Annotated in this window: 21 protein-coding genes; 16 read left to right on the top strand and 5 right to left on the bottom strand. The window is 43.8% G+C overall.

The genetic code is table 11. The features are described 5' to 3' along the window. Window positions 1-912: 912 nt before the first annotated feature. On the top strand, window positions 913-2130 hold the full coding sequence (locus tag AACQ79_RS09295; RefSeq protein ID WP_170898982.1) for a ParA family protein: 1218 nt from the start codon (window positions 913-915) through the stop codon (window positions 2128-2130). A 7-nt stretch (window positions 2131-2137) separates the two neighbouring features. Beyond that, window positions 2138-3109, top strand: coding sequence for a ParB/RepB/Spo0J family partition protein (locus AACQ79_RS09290; RefSeq protein ID WP_017049342.1), 972 nt, complete (start codon window positions 2138-2140; stop codon window positions 3107-3109). A gap of 71 nt (window positions 3110-3180) precedes the next feature. Here the strand turns inward: AACQ79_RS09290 and AACQ79_RS09285 are convergent, their stop codons facing one another. Then, a complete protein-coding gene (locus tag AACQ79_RS09285) occupies window positions 3181-4215 on the bottom strand; it encodes an ABC transporter substrate-binding protein (RefSeq protein WP_017044942.1) in 1035 nt (344 codons plus the stop codon). Between the two features lie 173 nt (window positions 4216-4388). Between AACQ79_RS09285 and AACQ79_RS09280 the strand changes: the two genes are divergently transcribed. The 14 genes from AACQ79_RS09280 to AACQ79_RS09215 all read left to right on the top strand — a co-directional run bounded on the left by AACQ79_RS09280 (window position 4389) and on the right by AACQ79_RS09215 (window position 20317). Beyond that, on the top strand, window positions 4389-6452 hold the full coding sequence (locus tag AACQ79_RS09280) for a tRNA(Met) cytidine acetyltransferase TmcA (protein WP_170898981.1): 2064 nt from the start codon (window positions 4389-4391) through the stop codon (window positions 6450-6452). Between the two features lie 308 nt (window positions 6453-6760). Further along, window positions 6761-7024, top strand: coding sequence for an STAS domain-containing protein (locus tag AACQ79_RS09275; protein ID WP_017044940.1), 264 nt, complete (start codon window positions 6761-6763; stop codon window positions 7022-7024). 23 nt (window positions 7025-7047) lie between these two features. Beyond that, the gene (locus AACQ79_RS09270; RefSeq protein ID WP_026028445.1) at window positions 7048-7407 is read left to right on the top strand and encodes a response regulator; all 360 of its coding nucleotides are present in this window, start codon (window positions 7048-7050) and stop codon (window positions 7405-7407) included. 59 nt (window positions 7408-7466) lie between these two features. Then, on the top strand, window positions 7467-9623 hold the full coding sequence (locus AACQ79_RS09265) for a chemotaxis protein CheA (protein ID WP_170898980.1): 2157 nt from the start codon (window positions 7467-7469) through the stop codon (window positions 9621-9623). 21 nt (window positions 9624-9644) lie between these two features. After that, entirely contained in the window at window positions 9645-10175 is a 531-nt protein-coding gene (locus AACQ79_RS09260; protein WP_170898979.1) for a chemotaxis protein CheW, read from the top strand. Continuing rightward, on the top strand, window positions 10175-10639 hold the full coding sequence (locus tag AACQ79_RS09255; RefSeq protein WP_013868216.1) for a chemotaxis protein CheW: 465 nt from the start codon (window positions 10175-10177) through the stop codon (window positions 10637-10639). The genes AACQ79_RS09260 and AACQ79_RS09255 overlap by 1 nt, the downstream gene beginning before the upstream one ends. Window positions 10640-10649: 10 nt before the next feature. Further along, a complete protein-coding gene (locus tag AACQ79_RS09250) occupies window positions 10650-12668 on the top strand; it encodes a methyl-accepting chemotaxis protein (RefSeq protein WP_017044937.1) in 2019 nt (672 codons plus the stop codon). Then, complete coding sequence (locus tag AACQ79_RS09245; RefSeq protein ID WP_017044936.1) at window positions 12653-13513, top strand: CheR family methyltransferase; 861 nt, start codon at window positions 12653-12655, stop codon at window positions 13511-13513. The genes AACQ79_RS09250 and AACQ79_RS09245 overlap by 16 nt, the downstream gene beginning before the upstream one ends. A gap of 10 nt (window positions 13514-13523) precedes the next feature. After that, window positions 13524-14165, top strand: coding sequence for a chemotaxis protein CheD (locus AACQ79_RS09240; protein ID WP_094145791.1), 642 nt, complete (start codon window positions 13524-13526; stop codon window positions 14163-14165). After that, a complete protein-coding gene (locus AACQ79_RS09235; RefSeq protein WP_170898978.1) occupies window positions 14162-15205 on the top strand; it encodes a protein-glutamate methylesterase/protein-glutamine glutaminase in 1044 nt (347 codons plus the stop codon). Before AACQ79_RS09240 ends, AACQ79_RS09235 begins: the two co-directional genes overlap by 4 nt. 44 nt (window positions 15206-15249) lie before the next feature. Beyond that, entirely contained in the window at window positions 15250-16428 is a 1179-nt protein-coding gene (locus AACQ79_RS09230; RefSeq protein ID WP_170898977.1) for a methyl-accepting chemotaxis protein, read from the top strand. 11 nt (window positions 16429-16439) lie between these two features. Next, window positions 16440-16739: an STAS domain-containing protein gene (locus AACQ79_RS09225; RefSeq protein WP_013868210.1), complete on the top strand. Its 300-nt coding sequence runs from the start codon at window positions 16440-16442 to the stop codon at window positions 16737-16739. A gap of 18 nt (window positions 16740-16757) precedes the next feature. Next, a complete protein-coding gene (locus AACQ79_RS09220; RefSeq protein ID WP_170898976.1) occupies window positions 16758-18458 on the top strand; it encodes an ATP-binding SpoIIE family protein phosphatase in 1701 nt (566 codons plus the stop codon). Window positions 18459-18640: 182 nt separating this feature from the next. After that, window positions 18641-20317, top strand: a complete 1677-nt coding sequence (locus AACQ79_RS09215) for a DUF342 domain-containing protein (protein WP_094128638.1) — start codon at window positions 18641-18643, stop codon at window positions 20315-20317. An 81-nt stretch (window positions 20318-20398) separates the two neighbouring features. Here the strand turns inward: AACQ79_RS09215 and AACQ79_RS09210 are convergent, their stop codons facing one another. The 4 genes from AACQ79_RS09210 to AACQ79_RS09195 are packed head-to-tail and all read right to left on the bottom strand — an operon-like array spanning window position 20399 to window position 26543. Further along, entirely contained in the window at window positions 20399-22513 is a 2115-nt protein-coding gene (locus AACQ79_RS09210) for a type I secretion system permease/ATPase (RefSeq protein WP_013868207.1), read from the bottom strand. A gap of 15 nt (window positions 22514-22528) precedes the next feature. Then, on the bottom strand, window positions 22529-24439 hold the full coding sequence (locus AACQ79_RS09205; RefSeq protein WP_105977647.1) for a bifunctional diguanylate cyclase/phosphodiesterase: 1911 nt from the start codon (window positions 24437-24439) through the stop codon (window positions 22529-22531). Between the two features lie 5 nt (window positions 24440-24444). Further along, window positions 24445-25107, bottom strand: coding sequence for a transglutaminase-like cysteine peptidase (locus AACQ79_RS09200; RefSeq protein WP_026027195.1), 663 nt, complete (start codon window positions 25105-25107; stop codon window positions 24445-24447). 44 nt (window positions 25108-25151) lie between these two features. Beyond that, complete coding sequence (locus tag AACQ79_RS09195) at window positions 25152-26543, bottom strand: HlyD family type I secretion periplasmic adaptor subunit (RefSeq protein ID WP_017046873.1); 1392 nt, start codon at window positions 26541-26543, stop codon at window positions 25152-25154. Between the last annotated feature and the right edge of the window lie 202 nt (window positions 26544-26745).

The raw sequence follows: 26745 nt of genomic DNA, 5'->3' as shown, positions 1-26745 counted from the left end.
CTTAAAGCATGATCATGGCTCATGCACAACTTATCCACATGATGAGTTGAAGTGATTATTTTATTTGAGCTAGATGAAGAATATGGGCTTGGTTTTTCTTTGGAAAGATGATCAAGGAAGTGCATTAAATGTTCTTTCAAAGTCGATTTTGGCATAAACACGAATTGAAATGACAAATAACTCTTTTAACAGCTTCTATTATAAGGAGTGAGAGTGTGTCGAAAGCATGATCAAGAGCGTATTGAAGAAGGTTTTGTTATTTGGTGTGTTTTAAATTTTACTTGTTATGTACTAGGTATCTTGCTCAGCCCCTACTCCATCTGCAATCACCCGTAATTATGCGCTATTTTTACATGCTTCCGAGCTTAAATCACACTTGATCATTGATCCGATGAAGATCCATTTGTTTTCTGATTATTTGCTGATAAGGAAGGCGCTAATTCCTCTTGATCATTGTTCCTGTGGCGAGGGATCTCTTCGGACGCATGATCATCATGTTAGCCTTGATCATGCGTCCTGGTACCCTGACGAAAAGGATAAGTTTCCCCTGCCCTGTCGCTCTAGTTATTATTATTCATGTTCTGCGATTATTTAATTGATCTGCAGGGGGAACATCATTCCAAATGACACATACCGTAAATTATGCTGCTTCTCTAATCGTTCCGGGTATTTTAAGCTCATTTACAATGTAAATAAGTTACGTTGTAATATTTTTAATGTTCAAATAAATAATGGACTAAGTTGTCCATTATTTAAGGAAAAATGATGACCATAATGAGGTCAATTCATTAAATTCCGATATGTTTTTCTATTTATTGTGACATTAATCTAAAAGTGAATGTTCACCTTTTTGTTGAGTATTAAATTGTTTGCTGTACAATCTGCGTTAGGTACTTATTATGGAATTTGGCAATGAAAAGAGAACAAACCATAGCGAATCTCTACCAGCTCGCCGAGCAAACTCAACAGGTGCAAGCTGACCGAATTGAAATTGTTTTAGAAGAACGTAGTGATGACCATTTCCCAGCGATGTCAAAAGCGCTAATGGAAACTCGTTCAGGCTTAACACGCCGTAAGCTAGATGATGCCATTTCCAAAATGGAACAAGCTGGCCATCAATTTACTAAAAACAATGCAAATCACTATTCAATTTCTTTAGCGGAAGCCCACATGCTCATGGATGCCGCTGGTGTGCCTAAGTTCCACCAAAGGAAAAAGCATGGTGATCATAAGCCTTGGGTCATCAATGTTCAGAACCAAAAGGGGGGGACAGGTAAATCAATGACGGCTGTCCATCTAGCCGCGTGCCTCGCCCTGAATTTGGATCAGCGTTACCGTATCTGCTTGATTGACTTAGATCCGCAAGGTTCATTACGGTTATTTCTCAACCCGCAAATAAGTTTATCAGAGCACAGTAATATCTATTCTGCCGTTGATATTATGTTAGACAACGTGCCTGAAGACACTAAAGTGGACAAGGCGTTCTTACATAAGAACGTGATGTTGCCAACCCAATATCCCAATTTAAAAACCATCTCTGCATTTCCTGAAGATGCAATGTTTAACGCAGAAGCGTGGCAGTATCTTTCGCAAAACCAATCGCTTGATATTGTTCGACTGCTGAAAGAGAAACTTATCGATAAGATTGGCGATGATTTTGACATCATTATGATTGATACTGGCCCACACGTTGATCCATTGGTATGGAATGCAATGTATGCTTCCAATGCATTACTGATCCCGTGCGCGGCTAAGCGATTAGATTGGGCGTCAACCGTCAATTTCTTTCAACACCTTCCTACGGTTTATGAAATGTTTCCAGAAGATTGGAAAGGGTTAGAATTTGTACGTTTGATGCCGACGATGTTTGAAGATGATAATAAAAAGCAAGTCTCGGTATTAACGGAAATGAATTACCTGTTGGGTGATCAAGTCATGATGGCGACGATTCCGCGTAGCCGAGCATTTGAAACCTGTGCTGACACCTACAGCACCGTTTTTGATCTCACCACCAGCGATTTTGAAGGTGGTAAAAAGACGCTAGCGACTGCGCAAGACGCTGTGCAAAAAAGTGCACTGGAGCTTGAGCGAGTGCTTCACAGTCATTGGTCATCACTAAATCAGGGGTAAGTAAAACATGGCAATTAAAACGTCTGAACTAAATGCGAAACTGTTTGGTAAAGCGAATAAGCGACGTGCAACCACCCCGCAAGAAGCCCAAACGGCAGCGAAAGAACAAGCGCAAATCATCGAATTGGCGGTTGCGGGAGAAGAGTTAGTCACTTTCGAACTGGTCAGGATTCCCGCAGATCAAGTAGCGGAAAAGACGATTGTTTTTACGCAGAATGCGCGTGAACAAGCTTTTCTGAATGAGCATGCTCTATCTGATGTATTGAGTACATTACGCGAGCGTGGTCAGCAATATCCTGCGGTTGGTCGTAAAACCGCTGGGGGCAAAATTGAAGTCCTTGATGGCAGCCGTCGTCGAATGTCTTGTATCTTGGCGGGTAAAGAATTTTTGGTTTATGTTGCTGAAGACATAAACTCGGAACATGCGAAGTTTCTTTCGGATGTGGCAAACGCGCACAAGCCGCTTTCTCTTTATGAGAAGGGTAAAGAGATGCAAGCGAAGCTGGATAACGGTGAAGCGGAAGACCAAAAAGCTTTAGCCAAGATATTTCAATGCAGTGAGGCCCTAGTAAGTGGTGCTCTAAAAGCAGCGGCTTTGCCACTTGAGCTATTGCAAGCTTATCCAAATGTGGTTGAATTAGGTCGTCCAACCATAGTTAAATTGCATAAACAATTTAATGAACTCGATGCAAAGCAACAAGCAAATTTGTTGGAAAAGTGTCAATCTGAAGATGGATTTGTTTGGCAGCGTAGTAGCGTACAAGGTGTTGCCCGATTGACGAAAGAAGTCACAGAGACAATAGAGTCTTGGATACAAGAGTTGTTGCCACCTAAGCGCACTGAGCATGTAAAAATTGATCTGATCAAAGGCCGCGTAAGTTACAGTCGTAAAGGCAGTAATTTAGCGCTTAATTTGAAAAAGGTGGATGATGCTACGGTGCAAGAAATATTAGATTTTATCCAATCTAAGCTTGATTAAGCATCCATCATGTAAAGAATAAAAACCCGCCACGGCGGGTTTTTTAGTAACTAAGTCTATTCAGTTCGAATCTATTGATTTCTTAAACGCTGCCAGTATTTTTCGTAGATAGCGAGCGCTTCAGGCCCAACATCATTAATGAATTCCCCTTTAGCCATATCTTCATCGGCTGGAAAAATCGTTGGATTGTCGCGAAGTTCTGCTGGAAGCAACGCTCGGCCGCTTTTTGTTGCCGATGCATAACCTAAGCTATTCACAATCTCAGCTTGGTTCTCTGCTTGATACATGAAGTTGATGAATTTATGCGCCAACGCTTTGTTGTTGCTTCCTGATGGAATAGTAAAGTTATCCATCCACAAGACTGCGCCTTCTTCCGGCATTACAAATTTTAGCTCTGGCATCTCAACTTGGCCTTGGTAAGCATTCCCGTTCCATTGCATCCCTAACGCTGCTTCACCTGAGACATAAGGCACATGTGGCGCATCAGAGTTATACAACAGTACATTATCTTTTAACGCGACCAATGATTGGTAGGCTTTTTCAATCTCTTTTTCATTTTTTGTATTAATACTGAAGCCATTTAAGATCAGCGCCATACCAAAGACATCGCGAATATCGTCAATCAACATCACTTGTTGGCTATATTTCTTATCCCACAAATCAGCCCAGCGAGAGACACCTTCTGGTACTAATGCTTCGTTATAGCTGAGGCCAGTGATCCCCCAAATATAGGGCAGGGAATAACTATTTTTGGGATCGTGTGCTTGGCCGAGTAGTGAAGGCATGGCATCTTTCATGTTCGGGATTTGTGCATGATCCAGCTCGGTTAGTAACCCTTCACGTCCCATTTTTTCAATGAAATACGCTGAGGCAAAAACCACATCATAACCGCCACCTTTGAGCAACTTGAGCTTGGTATACATTGACTCGTTATTTTCAAAGGTCGAATAGTTAATCGTTACCCCTTCCTGCTGCTCAAACTGCTTGAGGGATTTTTCTGGAAGATATCCTCCCCATGCATAAACGTTGAGTGTTTTGTTGTCTGCGCTTACGTGTGAAGAAGTTAGAGCTGCTGCCAAAACCAATCCTTTGATGAAAGTTTTCATTGCATTTGAATTCCTTAAATAGCCCAGAAATGTACTGGGGTGTAGGTGAATAATTAGTTAAAAATGGTCACGATTAAAGCAAATATAATTTGTCGTAAAGAAAAATATTTTTAACGACGCACAGTGATTATAGCGGCTGTGCTACCATTGCGTTTCAGCGAGGTGGCGTAAATATGAACATGATAGCGGCTTATTTAGATGATTTGATGGTGCAGGCTGAGAATAGCCTATGGCGTATGGGGCTCTTAATCCGTGGTGAGCTTCAATGGCAACAACACGTGCTTATGCATTTTCTCGCAAAAAATGAGGGGCAAGCCATATTTCAGTTAGGTGGAGAACCGTTACCATGCATTCGTTATGCCCCCTTCAACAAAGGGCAGCAGTTTCTTGGTCAAGAATGCCATTTACTTATTTGTGACAATCACCATGGTTTTGATGCGAACAGTTTCAGTGCTGCGCTGGGTTCACTGGTCGGTGGTGGGTTACTGTTGATCATTGAAGCCCCTCAGCGTAACGACTCTTTTGCTGAGCGCTGGTTAACGCGAGCGTTCGAACAGCTTGTTGTTATAGAACAGAATCAACCTTGCCCTCCTTTACCCGTTTATCCACGAGTCAGCTCTCAATCACCGATTTATGAACAGCAAGTTGATGCGGTTTCAGCAATTCTTCGTGTGATGGATGGGCATCGCAAGCGACCATTGGTTCTCACTGCCGATCGGGGACGAGGGAAAAGCAGTGCGCTTGGTATTGCTGCGGCTAAATTGATGGCGTCTCGTTCATTAGATATTGTGGTCACGGCACCCTCAATCCATGCCGTAGCGCCGATATTTGAACATGCGGCTAAAGGTTTAGCAGGCGCTCACGTCACCAGACAATCCCTTACTTGGCAAAACTCGTCATTGACGTTTGTGGCACCGGATGAGCTGATTTTGCATCGGCCACAATGTGATCTCCTATTGGTAGATGAAGCGGCCGCGCTGCCTTTATCAATGTTAAAAAACTGGGTTGAACACTATCATCGTGTGGTCTTCTCTACCACCATTCATGGCTACGAAGGGTGTGGGAGAGGGTTCACGCTTAAGTTTCAAACTTGGTTAGTACACCATCGAGCTGGGACTCGAACTCTCCATTTAGATCAGCCGATCCGTTGGCGTCAGGGTGATCCGTTAGAAGCGTGGCATTACGATACTTTCCTCCTTCATTATGATTTAGCTACATTGCCGGCGATGACATCAGAACAGTTAGCGACACTTAACATTGAGCATCTGGATAAGGCTCAACTCATTGCCAACCCGACACGCTTAGCCGCTATTTTTTCGTTATTAGTGAATGCTCATTACCAGACATCACCGAACGATCTATTTCATTTTTTAGCGGACGATAAAGTTCAGCTAGTTGCTGCAATGGTAGGCGAGGTTTGTGTCGGTTGTTTGCTGACAGTTCGTGAAGGTGGGCTTTGTAGCGCTTTAGTGGAAGAGATCCAACGAGGAAAGCGGCGTCCTAAAGGTCATCTAGTTCCTGTTTGCTTAGCTAATCAAGTAGGTATTACGCAGGCAGCGCAGAGTGTTTGTCAGCGCATCATGCGTATTGCAGTTCATCCCGAATTACAAAATCAAGGGTTAGGCAGCCGCTTGATTGAAGCGTGCATGTTGGAAAATGATGCCGACTATTTAGCGACGAGTTTTGGCGTAACGAGCGATTTAATGGCTTTTTGGGCTAAGAACCAATTTGTTCCGATAAAACTAGGGAGCCACAGAGACAGCGCAAGTGGCTGTTTTTCCTTAATCATGCTCCAAGAGAAAAAATTGGATTGGTTAACTCGGGCTGAACAAATTTTCGAGCAGCATTTCATTTTCTCGCTATCTGATTCTTTGCAAAGTTTAGAGCCGGCTTTGGTTCGGACCATCTTGTCATTAGTCCGAGATCGTGTCGCATGCGCGGATTCAAATGAAGTTAATTTCCTACCTTATTCATTGCTACGTTGTTACGCACAAGGCGGTGCGGATTATGAGAGTGTGAGTGTATGGATTCATCGGCTAATTACTTCATTGGATAAAGCTGCTCTATCACTGTTATCTGATGTACTTATTGTCAAAGTATTGCAAAGGAAAAGCTGGCAAGAGTGTGCCAGTCAATTAAACCTCACTGGACGGAAAATGATTGAGGCTACCCTCCGTCATGACCTTAATCGACTATTAGATGATTTACACTGTAAAGTTGATCATTCAACGCAATGAACTGCAGCCAATTTACAGTGTAAAGCGTGAATAATGTAAGAGCAGACACTTTCTCCAGGTGTACTGTGCTTGTCATATGACAAAAAAGTCCTACTACTTACGTCTTAAGAGTAGGATTTTTTGTTCTAGTCACAGAATAAAAAAATCCAAACTATATTAATGAGTTAACCATACGGTCCCCCTTATTGTGAGGTTTTTATTTTTGTTCCTAACGTGTTCAATCATTTGCTTAATGAGTATTCCCTCCTACACTCAAAGTCAGGTGTTCTCCTAAAAAATAGAATATAAATAGTACGTAAGGATGAGATATGGATTTTTTGTTGGCGGAGTCTTTGGAAATTTCAACGGTACTAGATTCCAAAGCAAATTATCTTCAATGGCTAAGCCTAACTCCTCCTTTAACGATAGATGCATCACGAGTTAATAGCGTGGATGCTGCCGGTCTGCAACTGCTTGCTTCTTTGTTTATGACAGCAGAGCGAGCTGGAATTGAGATCACTTTAGTTAACGCAACAAACACGCTCAATGAAGGTATTGCGCTACTGGCTTTAGAAAGCTTGTTCGCAGAGTAATGAGATTTTGCAAGGAAGGGGCTATGACAAAGATCCTCGCGGTTGATGATTCGGTTTCAATTCGTCAAATGCTAAGCCATACATTGAAAGATGCAGGCTATGACGTTGAAACCGCTACTGATGGAAGTGATGCATTACGTAAGGCACAACAAACCAAATTTGATGTTGTTATTTCGGACGTCAACATGCCAGTGATGGGTGGTTTTGAGTTAGTTAAAGCAATACGTGGTCATGCTCAATATAAGTTTATACCTATTTTGATGTTAACCACTGAAACGAGTATGGAAAAGAAACAAGAAGGAAAACTCGCGGGAGCTACAGGATGGTTGGTCAAACCGTTCAACCCTGAGACGCTATTGAAAACACTAAAACGGGTCATATAGAACACCGTATTTTATTAAAAGCTTCATTCGTTAAACGACGTTAACTGGCAGGAAGAGCTATGGCTTTAGACATGGAACTGTTGCGCAAGATGTTTTACGAAGAGTGTCGTGAAAATCTTGAAGTGCTTGAAAATGTACTGCTTAATCTTGACCCTAATCAGGTTGAGAAAGAGACTATTAATACCATTTTTCGGGCTGCCCATTCGATTAAAGGTGGCGCTGCGACCTTTAGTTTACTGGATATCAGTGAATTTACCCACTCTGTCGAAGCGTATCTTGACCTCGTCCGTAACGAAAAATCAACTCTCACCGCTCAAAGTGTGGACATTTTACTGAAAAGCGGTGATTGCATTCGCAATATGCTCGCGGGGCATGAGAGCCACGGTGAGGTTGATAGTGAGCTTCAGCAGAGAGTCAGCCAGTCACTGCATGCTTTACTTGCTGACAATTCAACGGTTGATCATGAGCTAGCAGACCATCACCCGCTTGACGCCGAAGATGAACAGACGTCATCGCTCTTAAAGGCTTCTGACAACGAGAACAACTTAGGTTGGAAAGTCGTTTTTACTCCGCATAGAGAACTTTATTTCAGTGGTAATGATCCACTTCGGTTGCTGCGAGAGCTTTATGAACTGGATGATCAGTGCAGGGCGGAAGCTCAGCTTGAGCACCTTCCCGAATTGGTGGAAATAGAGGCTGAGCTTTGTTATTTAAGCTGGACTATTTTTCTCAGTAGCCAAGTGCAAGAGAGTGATATTCGCGAAATTTTTGAATGGGTTGAAGATGAATGTGACTTAATTGTTGAACCTTTAGTACCAGAATCGACGACCCAAGGTATGATCAGCGAGAGTGAGGAATCTTCGGCCGAGGTGCCACCTACGTTTCATGCGAACGCTGTTCCCCCTACCGAATCGGCAGAGCAAGTTGATCTCATAAAACCCATCGATCTCATAAAATCAATAGAGTCTACGCCCGCTGTTGCGCCCAAAGTGGCTAAAGCAGAATCCAGCGTAAGCTCTATTCGCGTCGATATTGAGAAAGTCGACAGCCTGATTAATTTGGTTGGGGAACTTGTTATCACCCAATCAATGCTGACCGAAATCGGCAACGATTTCACCATGGATAAATTAGAAAAGTTGCAAGCAGGCCTAGTTCAGCTTTTGCAAAACAGTAAAGATTTACAAGAAAATGTGCTCAATATTCGCATGCTGCCGATGAGCTTTGCTTTTAGCCGCTTTCCTCGCCTTGTGCGAGACTTGTGCGGCCGACTTGAAAAAAAAGTAGAACTGAACATCATTGGCGAGCACACCGAGCTCGATAAAACCGTCCTTGAACGTATTGTTGATCCATTGGTCCATTTAGTCAGAAATGGTATTGACCACGGAATTGAGCAGCCACACATTCGCCTTGAACAAGGCAAACCAGAAATCGGCACCATTGAACTACATGCTTATCATCAAGGTGGCTCGATAGTGATCGAAGTGAAAGATGATGGCGCGGGGATAAACTGTGAAAGAATATTTCAAAAGGCGCTAGAAAAAGGTGTATTACCTAAAGATACACGGCGTGAAGAGATCACCGACAAACAGATCCTTAACCTTATTTTTGCCGCAGGGTTTTCAACAGCAGAACAAGTGTCTGATATTTCAGGTCGTGGCGTCGGTATGGATGTTGTAAAACGTAATATCGAAGAGTTGGGTGGGCATATTGATGTCGAATCCACGTTAGGTAAAGGCAGCCATTTCACTATCTGTTTACCACTCACTTTAGCCATCCTCGATGGGCAATTGATCAAAGTAGGCGGGGAAGTTTACATCATCCCACTGCTCACCATTATCGAATCTATCCAAATCAACCTAGCTAATGTGAAGTATGCCGCCGGTGGGGTTGAGCTGTACCGGCTTCGTGACGAAAACATTCCTATCTTACGTCTGCAAGATGAACTGGAAATGGGATCAAGTGGTGCTTTGCCCGATAGAATACTCTGCTTTGTTGAAGCCGCTGGGTGCCGCGTTGGCTTATTGATTGATGAGCTACTAGACCAACAGCAAGTGGTTATAAAGAGCTTGGAGTCAAATTACTGCAAAGTGGCAGGCATATCAGGAGCTACGATTTTGGGAGATGGTTCCGTTTCGCTCATTTTAGATATTCAAGGGTTAATCTCCACGTACTCGAATCGACGTTCAAGTTTATCTCCCAAGATTATTGCCGCTTAGTGAAGGTGACAGAGAAGAGCCATGGAATATGATTATTCACCAAATTATCAACAAGAGAATCAAACACAGAGTGTTTTGAATGCTGTTTATGAAGAAAGAAGCTGTGAGGCCGATTTTCTGAGTTTCCGGTTAGCGAATGAGTTGTACGGGGTAGCAATTCAAGATGTTGAAGAGATTCGAGTATGGGAGCCACCTACGCCTATTCCTCGCGCGCCTAGCTTTGTGAAAGGTGTGATTAATTTACGCGGCATGATTGTGCCTATTATCGATCTGCGTCTTCGATTTGGTATGGAGGCTTGTGGCTACTTTCCCACGACTGTGGTGTTGGTACTTCGTAGCCTTCAACAAGAGCGGCCTCGTATTATGGGCTTAGTCGTTGATGCAGTGAGTGATGTGATTGGCCAGGGAGATAATGTGCTGTTTCCTGCCGTGGGGGAAACACCTGCCGCTGCGTATTCGCTCGGTTTGCTCAATGTTGGCGAAGAGGTCATGTCACTGCTCGATACCCAAGGGCTCCTTGATATGCACCGAATACTGAGTGAGGAACCCTGATGTCTAAACAAGAGTTTCTTAGTTTCGTGCTGGATAACGATGAGTACGCTGTGCCAATCCTTGAGGTCCGAGAAGTTCGCGGCTGGAGTGATGTGCGCTCTGTACCCAATGCACCGGATTACTTAGTTGGCTTACTCAATATCCGTGGTGAGTATGTACCGATTGTTGATCTTCGAATTCGTTTTCGTCTGCCACCTGCACAGATTGGGGCCACGACAGTTGTTATCGTTTTGAATGACGCGCAACGCAATCCGCTCGGCATTATTGTCGATGGTGTTTCAGAAGTGTATGACTTAGCCGCTGAAGAGATAAAACCTGTACCAGCCTTATCCACCACGGTTGAACCACAATTTATGAAGGGAATTGCTAGTGTGGCTAACGGTCATTTGATCCTAATTAATATCGAGACCCTTTTTGATGTACCTGGGTTAAATCAGACATTCGTAGAAGACGCTATTTTGTGAGGGAATACTCATGGCATTTTGGAACCGCAAACCAGAACCAAAAAAATTTGTTGAGCAGATAGAAGATCCATTGGTCGATGAGAATGAAGGGCTCTCCAATCAGCAGCTTCTTTCTGCTCTTAATGCAGCAAAAACCGCATTGATGATGATTAACCGAGATTTTCAAATCACCTATCTCAATAAGCAGTCATTGATTCTACTCAAGCAGCATGAAGTGCTTTTTCAAAGTGTCTGGCCTGATTTTAAAGCTGAAGAGTCATCATTGATTGGCTACTGCATCGATGGTTTTCACGTCAATCCACAGCATCAACGCCAAATGTTGTCGAATCCAGCCAACTTGCCTTTCACTACCATGATTACTATTAAAGGAGTGAAGATCGAGCTTAATGTTGGCGCCATTATTGATGAAGACGGTATTTATATCGGGAACACATTAGAGTGGCGTGATGTCACTCAAGAGATTGCAAAAGAGCAAGAAATAGGCCGCTTAGCTTCGGCAGTCGAGGGGATGACAACCAACCTAATGATGGCCGATAAAGAGGGTATTATTCAATACTTAAACCCTTCATTGACCAAGTTGATGCGTACAAGAGAAAGTGAGTTGAGGACAGTATTAACAAGCTTTGACGTCAATAATCTGGTCGGACAAAATATCGATATATTTCATAAAAACCCGGGCCATCAACGTAGCATTATTGCCAACCCTGATCGTTTGCCATTTTCATCCAACATCAAAGTGGGGGCGCTGCAATTTAATTTAACTTGTATTGCGATGCACAATCACAAAGGGGAATACATTGGCCCTGCATTGCAATGGATCGATATTACCGAACAACAAGATGGTCAATACCAAGTAGAGAGCCTCATTCAAAAAGCTATCGCAGGGCAGTTGAATGAACGAATTGATACCACCGTGTACAGCGGATTTATGCGGGAGTTGGGCGAGGGGATTAATAACTTGCTTGATACCTTAGTTTCACCGCTGGCTCAGTGTATTGACGTCATGAGCAAAGTGGCAGATGGCGATTTGAATACCAAGATGGAAGAGGGCAGCCAAGGTGAGTTTGGTCAACTGCAAAATGCGGTCAATACCTCGATTGCTAACCTGCGCGATATGGTTGAAAAAATCACCATTTCTTCTGCCAGAGTGGCTACGGCGTCAACAGAAATCGCGCAAGGCAATAATGATTTGAGCCAACGGGTGGAAGCTCAAGCATCCAATTTAGAAGAAACGGCCGCGAGTATGGAAGAGATGACAGCGACCGTGCGCCAAAATGCAGATAACGCCAAAGGTGCGAACGATCTAGCGAGTGATGCTGCCAAAAAAGCCAGTAAAGGTGGTGAAGTGGTGGGGCAAGCGATCTCGGCCATGTCGGAAATTAATCGTTCGAGTAAGAAGATTGCCGATATTATTGGAGTGATAGACGAGATAGCCTTTCAAACCAATTTATTGGCTTTGAACGCAGCGGTAGAAGCGGCAAGAGCCGGAGAACAAGGGCGTGGATTTGCTGTTGTTGCTGGAGAGGTTCGAAACCTTGCGCAGCGTAGCGCAGCAGCGGCGAAAGAGATTAAAGGGCTGATTAAAGATAGTGTTGAGAAAGTCGAAGAGGGATCGCGTTTAGTTGATGAGTCAGGAGCAACATTGAATGAGATTGTGGACGCTGTAGCAAAAGTATCTGATCTCATCGCCCAAATTGCATCATCCAGTATTGAACAATCGACGGGCATTGACGAAATCAATCGTGCAATTACAGCCATGGATGAGATGACGCAGCAAAATGCCTCTCTTGTTGAACAAACCTCTGCGGCCAGCCAATCGTTGAAAGATGAAGGGAAAGAGCTGATTAGCTTGATGAGCTATTTCACCACCGATGACAACATCAAAACGTTCGAGCCCAAAAGAACACCCATCTCCGCCCATCAACCCAAACCCAAGGTCAAGAAAGTGGCAGGCATTAAAGCCACCAATAACGTTGCCAATTCTGGGCTCAACCTCAATGAGGATGGAGATGAATGGGAAGAGTTCTAACAGATAGCCATCCAATCATGATGAACAATGACCAAGAATTTGAACTCACCGCAAAGGATTTCAAATTCATCCAGTGGTTTATGCACAAAACGGCTGGTATTTACTTGTCGGATGCTAAGCGAGCGATGGTTTACGGCCGTTTGAGCCGTCAGATGCGTCGACGGGGGATTCAGCGTTTCTGTGATTACAAGGAGCTTATTGAGCATAATGAGCAAGAGCGGATCCACTTCATCAATGCGTTAACGACTAACAAAACCCAGTTTTTTCGCGAGTATCACCACTTTGAGTTTTTAGAAAAAGTACTGCTCGATGAGTGGCGATCACAGGGCGTGCGTCATCCTAAAATTTGGTCTGCTGGCTGCTCTAGTGGTGAAGAGCCATACAGTTTTATTGCGTCGTTATACAGCAGCGGTTTATTTGATTTCGCAGACAATGTTGATATCTACGCAACAGATTTAGACACACAGGTTTTGGCACATGCGCAAGCGGGCATTTATACCGATGAGGCTGTGGTTACTATTCCACAGCACTATCTTAAAAAGTGCTTTGTAAAAGGGCGCGGTATCAAACAGGGAAAAATAAAAATCGCCAGTCAATTACAACGTTTTGTCCATTTTCAGCAACTGAATTTATTATCTCCTTGGACGTTACCTAAGAATTTAGACCTCATTTCGTGCCGAAACGTGATGATCTACTTTGATAAACCCACGCAGGAGGCTTTGATCGAAAGGTTCTATGAATGGTTGAAACCGAATGGGATTTTATTTTTGGGTCATTCAGAAAGTGTGGGGCGCTGTGCTGATGTTTTTCATCATCTCGGCCACACCATTTACGTGAAAAAATGAGGAATAATTAATGACCTCGTTGGCGATGCATTTGGCAACCGACAATCGGAATTTCAGCCGATTTTATCATCCCCAACAAAAAGTGGATTGGGTAAAGGTTTTGCCCGGTGGGTTGTACTGTACGATGCGACAAGAGGTCATTTGTACCGGTTTAGGTTCTTGCGTTACCGCCTGTATGTGGGACCAAGCGGCCAAAGTTGGGGGGATGAACCATTTTTTATTGCCTTTTGATAATTATTCACAAATTGCTCACTGGCATCCTGATGATATTGCTTCAACCGCCTCTCGTTATGGTTGCTATGCGATGGAGCTACTGATTAATCAGTTGATCAAAATGGGGGCTGAGCGTCAGCGCTTACGAGTAAAACTCTTTGGTGGAGCACAAATGCTGGGTTTTAAAGCCATGATTGGCCAGAAAAACATAGATTTCATCAAAAACTATGTTGAGCAAGAAAGGCTTATTGTCGAAGCCAGTGACTTGGGGGGTGACGAACCGAGAAAAGTCATTTTCGAACCCATGACAGGTAAAGTGTGGCTAAAAAGAATTCCATTGACCGAAGTGAGCCGGTTAAGTTTTCAAGAAAAGGTTTATGCCACACAGTTGGATCGTAAAGCGCATAAAGAGAGTGATGATGTGGAGCTATTTAAATGAAAAAAATCAAAGTGCTGATTGTCGATGATTCTCCCGTTTTTAGAGCACTGCTCTGCGAGCTGATTAATGCTGACCCTATGTTAGATGTCGTCGCAATGGCACAAGATCCTTACCAAGCCCGAGAGCTTATCAAGCAGCACAACCCTGATGTGCTAACGCTAGATATTGAAATGCCAAAAATGAATGGCGTGCAATTTTTAAAAAATATTATGCGGTTACGCCCTATGCCGGTAGTGATGATTTCAACCTTGACCCAGCATGGCGCTCAAGCCACGTTAGAAGCATTAGAGCTTGGTGCAGTGGATTACTTCCCTAAACCGTCGGTCGAAAACACGGCTGAAATGGCAAGTTATAGGGAGCTGGTGAACGACAAAATAAAAATGGCGGCAGGGGCAAATGTCGTTCAATCGCATCATTCTGCGGCGGTTAATCAGGTCGAACTGATAGCGGTTAGCCACCAAGAGGCGCGTTATCAGTTGATCGCGATTGGAGCCTCAACGGGCGGAACAGAAGCATTAAAAAGCATATTCTCTGTTTTACCAGCAGGGTTGCCACCGATCGTGATCACTCAACATATCAGTGCGATGTTTACTCGCCCCTTTGCAGAGCGTTTGAATCTTTGTAGCGCCGTAGAGGTGAGAGAGTTGTCCGCTAATCAAGCGCCTTTAGTGAATGGATGCGCTTATGTTGCTCCCGGAGATAAGCATCTGATGGTGATAAAAAAAGGCACTCACCTTTACTGTCAAGTTGACGATAGACCTGCGGTCAATCGTCATAAACCCTCAGTAGATGTGATGTTTGATACGGTTGCTGAAAATGTGGGAGACAAAGCCATCGGTATCCTCTTAACAGGGATGGGTAAAGATGGAGCGCAAGGCATGCTCAAAATGAAGTTGTGTGGCGCATTGACTTTAGCTCAAGACGAAAAAACATCAGTGGTGTGGGGAATGCCCAAAGCGGCAGTAGAGATTGGCGCAACACAGAATATCAAAGCGTTAAATGCCATACCACAATGGATTTGTGATGAGCTCTATCGCTAGTGTTGTCTCATTAAATAAGCTCAACATAGAGAAGCAAGGAATGGGTGATGATAAATAAAACAGTGACACCAAAAGCAAAATATATTTTAGCTTTAGTTTTGCAGCTAATGGCCCTTTTTGCCGTCATGCTTCACTCCTCTAATTTATGGAGCATGGGGTTAATGATTTTTGCGGCAGCAATACCTTGGCTAGTATTGTCTATGAATTTTAGTGAACAAAACAAAGCTAAAGCCAACCAAAATAAGGTTGAAGAAGAGTCCACTCTTGAAACGCAGCAACATCTACAGAGTATTGAAAAACTGTTCAAAGAGACGCTACCTAAAGTGAGTAGCCCTTTAACCATGCAGCACACCGTGATTGAAGGTTCAGTAGAGACATTAAATAACGCATTTTTTGGCTTGCAAGATATCAGCCAAAAACAGAGTCACGTCTCAAGTACCTTGGTCAATAACTTATTGGCAAACCAAGGCAGCGAATATGATCTCACCACCGTACTACCAAAGACTGAGGCGATTATTGATGGCTTTGTGCAAATTCTGATTGATATTTCGGAGAAAAGTATTTCAGCGGTACACAGCATTCACGACATGTCAGAAAAATTGGATATGGTCTTTAAACTGTTAAATCAAGTGAGAAGCCTATCGGAACAGACCAACTTATTGGCGCTGAATGCGGCGATTGAAGCAGCGCGAGCGGGCGAGGCCGGGCGAGGCTTCGCGGTCGTGGCTCAAGAGGTGCGCGACTTGTCGGTTAAAGCAAGAACGCTGAATACTCAAATTGAATCAGAAATTAATGTTGCTCAACAAACAGTACAAAGAGCAAACAAAACCGTTGGCGAAATGGCATCGATAGATATGACTCACGTTATTGAGTCGAAAGAGAAAGTGGACCACATGCTGCGTGGTGTCCAACAAGTGAATATAGAAATAGAGCAAGAAGTGCAAAAAATTCAAGAATTAGGACAAGAATTAACCCAGCAAGTGAGTAATGGCGTCCGTGCCCTTCAATTTGCTGACATTGTGGTTCAACAAAGTGATTATGCGAATGCGTCTATTGATTATTTGCAAGAAGCAAATGAGCTATTGAACGCTTTACTAACACAAAGCATGACTAAAGCAGCATGGGCAGAACAACTTCACCAATTGACAGAGCGCCTGCACAATCGAAGTGGTCCCGCCGCAATCCAAACTAATATGGACGAAGGCGAAGTCGAGCTTTTCTAGGAGGGAGTACGATGAGTATAGAAACTGAAATAGATAGCAATGCGAAACACATTACTATCGCGATTGATGGTGCTTTTGGCTTTAACCTAGTTAAAGAATTTCGTAATAGTTATTCACCCTATCGAGGTTTTAGATTCACCATTGATTTACGCAAGGTGGACTATATTGACAGTGCTGGTCTTGGCATGCTGCTCAATATGCAGAAATATCTTGAGCAAAGTGATGGCATGATCCGAATTACCAATACCTTACCCCAAATAAGGAAAATCTTACTGATTTCTCGGTTTGATAAAAAATTTAGTATCGAATAATGCTTAAGGAGTGAGCCGATGCGCGTAACGATCGTTGATGACCATAAATCGAATAGGGAGCTGTGTCGGTTTATCTTATTGCCTATTGCCGAGCATATCGATACCTTCGAAAATGGCGCTGATGCTGTTGAGGCGATGCTCGTCATGGACGTCTTACCCGACGTTATTTTGTTGGATGTGATGATGCCAGTTAAAGATGGCTTCACCACTGCAAAAGAGATCCGCGACTCTTTTCCTAATCACCATATCCCTATTATATTTTTGACCGTGCTTGATGATCATGATTCGTTTGAACGCTGTTTATCGCTGGGCGATGATTTTATTCTTAAACCAGTAGAGCGAAGTGTACTGCTCGCTAAAGTGCAGGCTCATTACCGTATTGTGAAAATGCATAATGAAGTCACTCAACAGCGAGATAAACTCAATTATTTCAACGAACAAGTACAATATGACTATGCCATCGCCGAATCCATTTTCACCAACTTAATGGAGGAGATGAGTGCAAAAGTCAGCAATATCTATGGCATCAGTTATATCTCCACACCTTCGACCATTTTTAATGGTGATCTCATCATTGTGGCGAACCGGCCCTATGGTGGCGTCTACATCATGATCGCTGATGCCACTGGGCATGGATTACCTGCCGCGATTTCAACGATCCCTGCTACGCGTACTTTTTTTTCAATGGCAGAAAAAGGGATGTCGCTTGGCGAAATGGTCGCAGAACTTAATAGTGCGTTAGTAAAGTTTTTGCCTGTTGGCATGATGCTTGCCGCCAGTGTATTTGAGATACGAGCCAACGGCTTCGAGGTTTCGTGGTGGGGAGGTGGTTTGCCTGATGGTTATTTACTGGATGAAGAGAGCAACATCGTTCGTCGTCTCGTTTCTACACATATGCCGCTGGGAGTTCTGGATGCTGATGAATTTGAAGTAAATTTAGTTCATCTCAAATTAAAACCTAACCAAACTATCCTCTGTTATACCGACGGTATTACCGAAGCGATGAATGAAAACGGGGAACAATTTGGCCAGTTGCGACTCGAACAAGTTTTGCAACGGAACGGTAAGACTCAGATTTCAGATTTGTACGATGAAGTATGCCAGTTTTCCAATCGTGGCCATGGTGATGACCTCTCAATTCTTTCAATGACATTTCCAATTACCAATAATAATGAAATATTAGCGTCGCAAAAAAAACAGTTTCTTAGCCATATACCAATGCAAAGCCATCTCTTTTTTCCTGCTTCAATTCTTAAAAAGATTTCAATTATGGTCGAGATGCGTAACATTGTTCGCGGTTTTATCAGTGGTGGCGAGCATCTTGACCTCGTTTGCTCTGTATTGTCAGAACTGTTTGCCAATGCCATTGAGCATGGGTTATTAAAACTTAATTCTTCACTAAAAGATGACCCAGATGGATTTCTCACTTTTTACCAACGACGTGAAGAGTGTATGGATGAGTTAGATGAATCGTTATGGATTAAACTAGACATTGATTATGACCCAACGGTGGGACAATTGAGCTTTTCACTTGAGCATAATGGCGAAGGCTTTGACTACCAACATACGGTTGCAGACGGCAACTGTACACACGGTCGAGGGATTATGTTGGTCTCTAAATTGTGTGAGTCATTGGAATATTCAAAAGATGGTTGCACTGTTAAGGTGACTTACGCCTTTAACAGTAAACATGATTTTCCGATATTGTCTGAATACTGAACAGATTATTTACACTGTAAAATTCCGCGTAACTCATTCTTTCGTTTATTTTTAGGTTATGTGGTTCGTTTCGTCGTGACTAAGTGATGTAGCCCTTAATTTGGTTGCCTAAAGATTTAGTCCATACTGTAAATTGTATACACTGCCATACGAACGGAATCTAACCATATGGGTTAAGTAGTATGTGGAAACGCTTAATTTCGCTTTCAGAGGACAAAAAACAAGTCATTGCCCAGCTGCCTGGGACGGAGTCCATCGACAAAAATTTTGACCAAGCAGGCTTGAAAGAAGCATTGTTTGAGTTATCTGCATCGACATTTTTCTTAAATGAAACTGAAGTTACCCGCTTTATCAACTGTGCAAAAGAGGGTAAGGGTGAAGCATTCTCTGGAATCACCATTGCAGAGAAAAAGAACGCTTCGGTTGAGATTGAATTTAGTGATCGAGATATGTTAGCCAGCATGGTCGTGACGGGTGCATATGGTGGCAGAGCATTGCGCGGTAGTGAGTTGGTGTATGCATTGGCTCATTCCCACGTGACAAAAGGCATCAACAAACTGGCTTTAAAGAAAGTGTTAATGGTAAGTAATACCTTGAAGCCAGGGGAAGTATACACTCAACCTGTTGCGCAGGGGCGCGAACCCATTCAAGGTAAAGACGCACAATTTGTTCCTTTGGTTGAGGATGTCAGTAAGCGCGTGTTAGCACCGACCAAAAAGCAAGGACAGAACAAAATTGATATGCGCAACTTAGGTGAAACCATCACTGTTGGTCAAGATGATGAAGTGATGCGTCGAATTCCTGCAACAAAAGGAACGCCAGGCTATACCGTGCAGGGAAAAGTGCTGGATCCTAAACCAGGTAAAGACTCGGCCTTAGTTGCAGGAAAGGGGTCTTACATCTCACCCAATGACCCGAATGTGCTACTGGCCAGTCAAGCGGGCATGCCTATCCTGAAAAGTAAAACGGTTGATGTCGATAACGCTTTATGTTTAAACAACGTCAGTGTAGCGACTGGCCACGTGAAATTTAAAGGATGTGTTGTCATCACGGGCGATGTCGAGCCTGGGATGATCGTGAGAGCGACGGGCTCAATCACCATCGGTGGGTTTGTTGAGTCTGCTGATGTTCAAGCCCAAGGTAATATTGATGTTGGTAAAGGCATTATTGGCCATACGGTGTTTGATGATGAAGCAAGAACGTGCATTATCAAATCAGGAGGCTCTATCACGGCTAACTATGCTCAATTTAGCGAACTGCAAGCGGCAGATGACATCAATTTAGCGGTTCACAGCATGAGCAATGAATTACGCTGTGGCAATGATCTAAAAGTATTAGATAGTAAAGAGAAGCAAGGCACACTCAGCGGTGGTCACGCGAAAGTTGGTGGTAAGATCGTTTGCTTCAATCTAGGCGTTGAAGGCGATACTGCCACGGCTGTGCAGGCTTTTGCTCGTTATGCTGTGTATAAAGAACGGGTCGCGAAACACAAAGAGCATTATAAACAAGCGCAAGAAGCGACGATGGAAGTGATCCGCCGTGAAATTGAATTTAAGAAAAAGCCTAAAGCGGAACGCTCGGAAGAGGAACTGCTAAAAATTGATGAATTTAAGAAACAGACTAATGATCGTTTAGAAAAAGCAAAATTGGCGTTGGATATGCTGGGAGAGGAGTTTGAGCAATTGCTCGAAATGAATACGATCGAAGTCAAAAATAAAGTTTATACCCATGTGTCGGTGCAATTTGATGATGAGCGGATCATCACCAAGCGGGCTCATGGCGCTAGTATCTTCTCATTTAACCAGTATGAGATTAAATGTGCTTCGATGCTTGAAGATGAAGATGTCGGAGGGATCTAACATTCTTATCTCAGAGTGCTAAGCAAAAAACGAGGCATTTTGCCTCGTTTTTTGCTGATTATGCTATTTCTAGTAAGGTGGCTATTGCACTGATCTCACTTTGCCCTGTTTGAGATCGTTTAACACCATCGATTTAGGACCATCGGCAATGACACAGCCTTTCTCCATCACAATGACGCGATCAACCACATCGAGCATTGACGTTTTATGAGTAATTAATATTAACGTCTCACTTGGTGTCAATTGAGACAGTTGATGTTTGATGTGCATTTCAGAGCGATTGTCCATGGCGCTGGTGGGCTCATCAAGTAGCAAAACGGGTGGGCGTCCGAGCAATGCACGAGCAATGGCTACCGCTTGCCTCTGACCACCAGACAACAACAAGCCGCCTTCACCCACTTGTCGTTCTAACCCCGCGGGGTCTTGCTGTGTGAACGCGGTAACTCCCGCTCGGTTGGCGGCATCCATCACATCTCTATCATCAACTAAGGGACGCCCGAGCGTGATGTTATCGCGAATTGAACCGTAAAATAGGTTGCTGTCTTGAGGTACGCAACCAATATTACGTCTCACATCAATGTGATGCAGTTGCGCGATATCAGTGTCATCAATGCGAACATTCCCCTCGGTCGGTTGATATAACCCCATAATAAGGCGCTCTAAGGTGGTCTTCCCTGAGCCGATGCGGCCTATGATCGCTACTTTTTCACCCGGATGAATCGTTATACTTAAGTCACGTATTGATGCAACAGGCGCATTAGGGTAGTGAAAAGTGATTTTGTCTAGCTCAATTTTACCTTGCACAATCGGACGATGAATATAGCGTTTACCTTCTTCTTGCTCATCGGGCATTTGCATCACTTGTTCAATGATTTTTAAGGACGATTTGGCTTGGTTGTAGCGTGTTGAAAGTAATGATAGTTGCACCATTGGGCCAATCGCACGGCCGCTGAGCATGGTTGCGGCGATGAGCCCACCCATGGTTAAATCGCCGTTGGATATCAGATAGACGCCTAAGATGATCATGCCAACGTTCGCGGCTTGCTGAACAAAGCCGGCAGTATTTTGAATACCATCAGTAATTCTACGGCTTTTAATGTTCCAGTTCGCCATGTGCGCGACCGCTTCTTCCCAGCGATATTGAAACTGACTTTGAGCGCCAAAGAGTTTCACCGTTTCAAGTCCAGCTAAACTTTCAATCAGGTTGGCGTATTTTTGTGATGCCAGTCGAGAGCCCTCTTCAATCGCCCGTCGTAGAGGTGCTTGGATGAGCAGAGAATAGATAGCAATGATCAGTACACCAGCGATAGGTACCAGCACTAAGCTGCCCGCCATTAGCCAGATCAGCACTAAAAAGAGCAGTGCAAATGGCAGGTCAATCAATGATGAGATGGTTGCTGAGGTAAAGAATTCGCGTATGGATTCGAACTCTTGTAAATGTCGCGCAAACGCACCGACAGAAGGAGGACGAGACTCCATTCTGATCCCCATCACTTTACTAAAGAGCTTGGAAGAGATCAGAATGTCAGATTTTTTGCCCGCCACATCAATAAAATAACTGCGAAGTAGTTTGAGGAGCAGATCGAATAAGAAGATCACAAAAATCCCGCTCGCTAATACCCACAAGGTTTCAAACGCAAGGTTAGGCACGACTTTGTCATACACTAAACGGCTGAACATTGGTGCCGCAATGGCAAACAAATTGATTAAAATGGAAGCGATCAACACATCGCGATAAATGTGCTTTGACTGCCATAACGTACCCCAAAACCAGTGGCCATCACGGGTCTTTAATATTTCCGGTGATCGCTCGTCATAGCGAAACTGTTTTTTCACCATGAAGTAGCGGCCAATATAGCGTTCAGTCAGTTCCTCTAAGGGGATAGCTACGGGGATTAGACCAGACTCCGCAGTGACGACCTCAGCTTCTTGATTCGCTTCGTTGATGCTGCTGAGCACACAGGCCTCACCGCCTTTTAAAATTAAGATAACGGGGAAAACCAACTTTGGGATTTGATCCAATGCTGAGCGATTTTCCTTGGCGATTAATCCCGCTCTTTCGGCGGCTCGAGGAAAGAGAAAAGGCGTCAGTTTCCCATCTGATAAAGGTAGGCCGTTGATCAGTGCTTCTGGGGAATTCGCCAATCCATAATAACGACTCACATAGATAAGCGAATTGAGTAGCGTGTCTTGCATTACATCTGACCTTTTTTATTTATCCACAATAAAGCCTTGGAAGACTTCTATAAAATGCTCGGAAAGGAAATCAAGTTGAGTTTGCGTTTCTACCCTTGACGCAATTGTGGTGATTCCTAAATTGTGTGCTGTGCGAGAAATCGACGTTAAGGTGAATTTTTGCTTTTCATCGTCGAGATGGTGAGTAAATAGATAATCGAGTTTCACGTATTTTGGACGGTACTCGTTGATGTAGTCTAATGATTGGAAATTCCGGCCATAGTTATCGACACCAAAGTCTGCACCTGCGGCTCTTATGGCATTACAAAACAGCGCCGTATGGTGAGGGGAGTTGAGGAATGCGTTTTCCGGTATTTCAAAGTGTAGGTTCTCACAGATAGAGCGATGCTTCGCCAGAGTCTGAGTGACCCAACGAATAAAACTGGGTTGAGAAAGGCTGCTTTGAGCGATATTAATGGCTAATGGTTCGGCTATCTCTCCCGTTTCGAGCTTGCGAATCATCGTTTCAATAACATATTCATCAAAAATATGGCTGGCATTGAGTTGGTCGAGTGCAAATAAGTATTGGTTAGCGCTGTAGCGTTTGCCATCGTGCTCAATCGCTGAAAAAACTTCGCGGTGGAAAGTTTGTCCCCAGCTATTATTGGCTGACTGCAAACGGAAACTGAACCAATCGTTATGGATAGCTTCTTCAACCAATGCTTTCCATTGCTGTTTACCCATCACAGTTTGTTTGGTTTCACTGCTGACAAAGCCGTAAATCAGCTCTGGATTTGCAGTTGCAATGGCTAACGCGTTGTCGAGCAAGGAAAGTAACTGTGTTGAAGATTTTGGTTCTTTATTATGAACAACACCTAAAGAGACTTTAGCTGATGCCATGCCAGTTGGGTCGGCTAGAGTGTCTTGCACAAAATTCATAATACTATCGGCGATGATTTTGAGTTCACTCTCTTCCATGTTGGGCAAAATAAAGCCAAACTCTTCGGTAGAAATGCGTGCCAGAGTCACATCAGGTGAAGTAATCGACACTTTTAGATGCTCAGCCAAATGGCGTACCATACCATCGCCTGCTTCATAACCCTTTTCTTCGTAAAGCTCTTTGATAAACTCTGCTTGCAAAATAGCAGCGCCACCTATGGCACTTTCTGATAGCCAACTACTGAGTTGGCTCATGTAATAGGCGCGGTTGCCAAGTTGAGAAACTGGGTCAATATAAGCACGCTCACGCAGTTGCTGCGCTTCTTGCGCCTGAGCTTTGAACGCTTTTTCAACCTGCGCTGACATGCTATTTATACCATCAACTACATAAATCAGATCTTTGGTCGCTGGCCGCGGTAGCGGTTCACCAAAATGGTTGCGTGCGACTTGCTCCATTTTTTCGACAATCATCTGCAACGGGCGTAAAGCGCGCTTCAGAATGAAAGCGATGGCGGCAAGGCCAATCACAAAAATAGCGCTAAACGCGATAAGTAGCCGAATCAGCGCCTTCCATAATTGCGCATAGGCCTCGCCAGGGTGGCTGACAATTTCGACTTCAGCAAGCTGCATCCAACCACTGGTTACAACGCGTTGATCATGGATCGGTGCAAACAGGTGTAAATTGGTAAACCATTGCGGAACGTTATTAGGTTTTACAGGGTAAGATCGCAGAATCTCTTCGTCATCGTCTAGAAAAATCAATCGTACGACTGAGTAAGAGCTGCCATCAAACAAGGCATTGATAACCGACTCAACCGCAATCTTATCTTTCTTCTCCAAATAAGGTGCCAGCGCCAAACCGACGGTGTTGATGGTGTTGTTGACTTCAGAGCGCTGCTGCTGCTCTAAGTTGTTGCGGGTCGTATTGAATTCAATAATAAAGACTGAAGTCATCAGCATAATGAAGACGGCAATCATTCCCGCGACAAGTTGTTTATATAGCGTCATATTACTTACTCATCGTAACTTACAATTGGTTTATTCAATTTTAGCGAGCGTTCCCGTTCACGTAAGTCATTCCAAAGACTTAATCGTGAAGAGTCTCCTGCAAGCTGGCCATTTTTGGATTTCATTAGCCATAAATTTTTACCGTTAAAGCTGTAGATCGGTAACAGATCACGGCGTGTTGATGCTGGCTTAATCTCAGGGTTTATATTGTCTAAAATTAAGGGCTCGGCATTGGGTGTTGAATAGTACGCAAGAACCATATGAAACTGATTTAATTCAATGGCTTTAACATACACGAGGCGCAACTTTTTATCATCGATACCCAGTTCAAGCAGGGAGAAGTACTTCGCAATTGTGAAATCTTCGCAATCCCCTGCGTTGCTTCCTAGAAACTCAAGTGGTGTCGCCCAGTAGTCATTTTTTCCCCATAAATCGATATCATTAACAAAGTACAGCTGATTGAAAAATCGATTTATTTCGGTCAATTTGTCACGTTCGGGAGCATTTTGGTGTTTGGCAATTTCTTTGCGCCATGTTTCGACGCGTTTTCCCGCTCTTGTGCCATAGGTAAGCGCGACCGCATCGACCCACTGCTGCTCTTTGGTGTTGAGCGCTTGGGGGGATGAGGGCATAAATAGCAATAAAACCAGTGGCAGCCAAAACTTCATCAAAAACCGTCAATCATGAATATATTAAAAAGCATAAGTGAACCTTACTCCCTTAGCGCATTTTTTTGTGCACTGAGTATGGGCTTTAGTAGATAATCCATCACGGTCCGTTTACCCGTAATAATATCAACAGAGGCCGTCATTCCTGAGATGATAGGCAGGTTAGCATCATGCCCTAAGCTGGTTTGATTGGTCCTTACTCGGACTAAATAATAGCTTTTGCCTTCTTCATCTTGAGTGGTGTCGGCACTGATATGCTCAAGTGTCCCTTCCAAGCCGCCATATTTGGTGAAATCATAGGCGCTGAATTTTACGATGGCAGGCAATTCTGGTCTTAAGAAGGCGATGTCTTGTGGGGCAATTTGCGCTTCCACAAGTAAGGTATCCTCTGTTGGAACTACTTCAACAATATCCATACCGGGCTGGATAACACCGCCAACGGTGTTGACGTAAAGCGTCTTAATCGTTCCTGTCACAGGCGATAGTACAACAGTGCGATTTACCTTATCTTCAAGCCCAACGGCTGATTCTGTGATTGCTGAAAGTCTATCTTGGGCTTCGTTCAGTTTGTCTTGCTGCTGTGAGCGAAACTTTTGAGCCGCATCAATACGGTTGAGCACCGCTTCGCGAATCGCTGATTTTAATACTGGGATGTTAAGCTCGCTGGTAGTCATTTCACGGCGAGTATCGTTTACTTGGCGCTGTAGTTTCAGCAGCTCAATTCGTGGCACGACACCTTCGTCTGCTAAAGGTCTAGTGATCTCAAGCTCTTTATTCGCAAAATCATAACTTTGGCGCAAATTTTTCACGCGCGCTTGTATTTCAACCAACTCTTGTAGTTTCTGTTTGACTTGTTGATCTAAAAGAGAAAGTTGGTTGCGTAAGTTATTAAGATCTTGCCGGTAGGCGGCCCTTTGTCTATTAACTAAATCGGGTTGGTTGTCTGTTAACAGCGGTGGAAAGGCGAGTTTGTTATAGTCAATTTTGACGCTATTTTGCCAGTTGTCATCATCAATTTCTTCGTTAATCATCACGCTAGTAATGGAAGCGGATAGCTGTAGAACACTGGCGGTAAGGTTAGCGACTTGTTGTTCACGTTCGCGGTAGTCTGAGCGGAAACGAGTGTCATCAATTAATAACAGTTGTTGGCCTTTTTGCACTCGTTCACCTTCGCGAACCAATATCTGTTTGACTAAGCCTCCTTCCAAGTTTTGAACCACTTGAACTTGCGATGACGGAACGACTTTGCCTTGTCCAACTGTCACTTTGTCGACCTGTGCCCATGAGGCCCAGACGATGGCTAAGAGAAAAAAACAGACCATAACCCAGAGCATCACACGTGCACTGTTGGGCGTGTTCAGTAGCAGAGCCGCCGTTTTGTCGTCTACGTACTCCAATTCTGTCGAAGAGAGTTTGTTATAACTCTTGTTGCTCATCGCTTATCCTTTGCGCCTAATCGTAGTGTATTTCCCTTTTCTACTTAAAGCTGTAGAGGGAGGCTACAACTGTAAGTTGTTTGGGTATAGTTGCTTGATTTTATTACTTGTCTAGCAAAATGTTAAGGATTTGCCACTCATCATGAGATTACTATTCACCATTTGAATTGATTGTACTTCCTATTGCGTACGTTCTACAGAG

The organism is Vibrio sp. 3-2(1) (genome assembly GCF_963887575.1).
Classification (GTDB): domain Bacteria; phylum Pseudomonadota; class Gammaproteobacteria; order Enterobacterales; family Vibrionaceae; genus Vibrio; species Vibrio anguillarum.
This window is presented reverse-complemented; position numbering and strand designations above follow the sequence as displayed.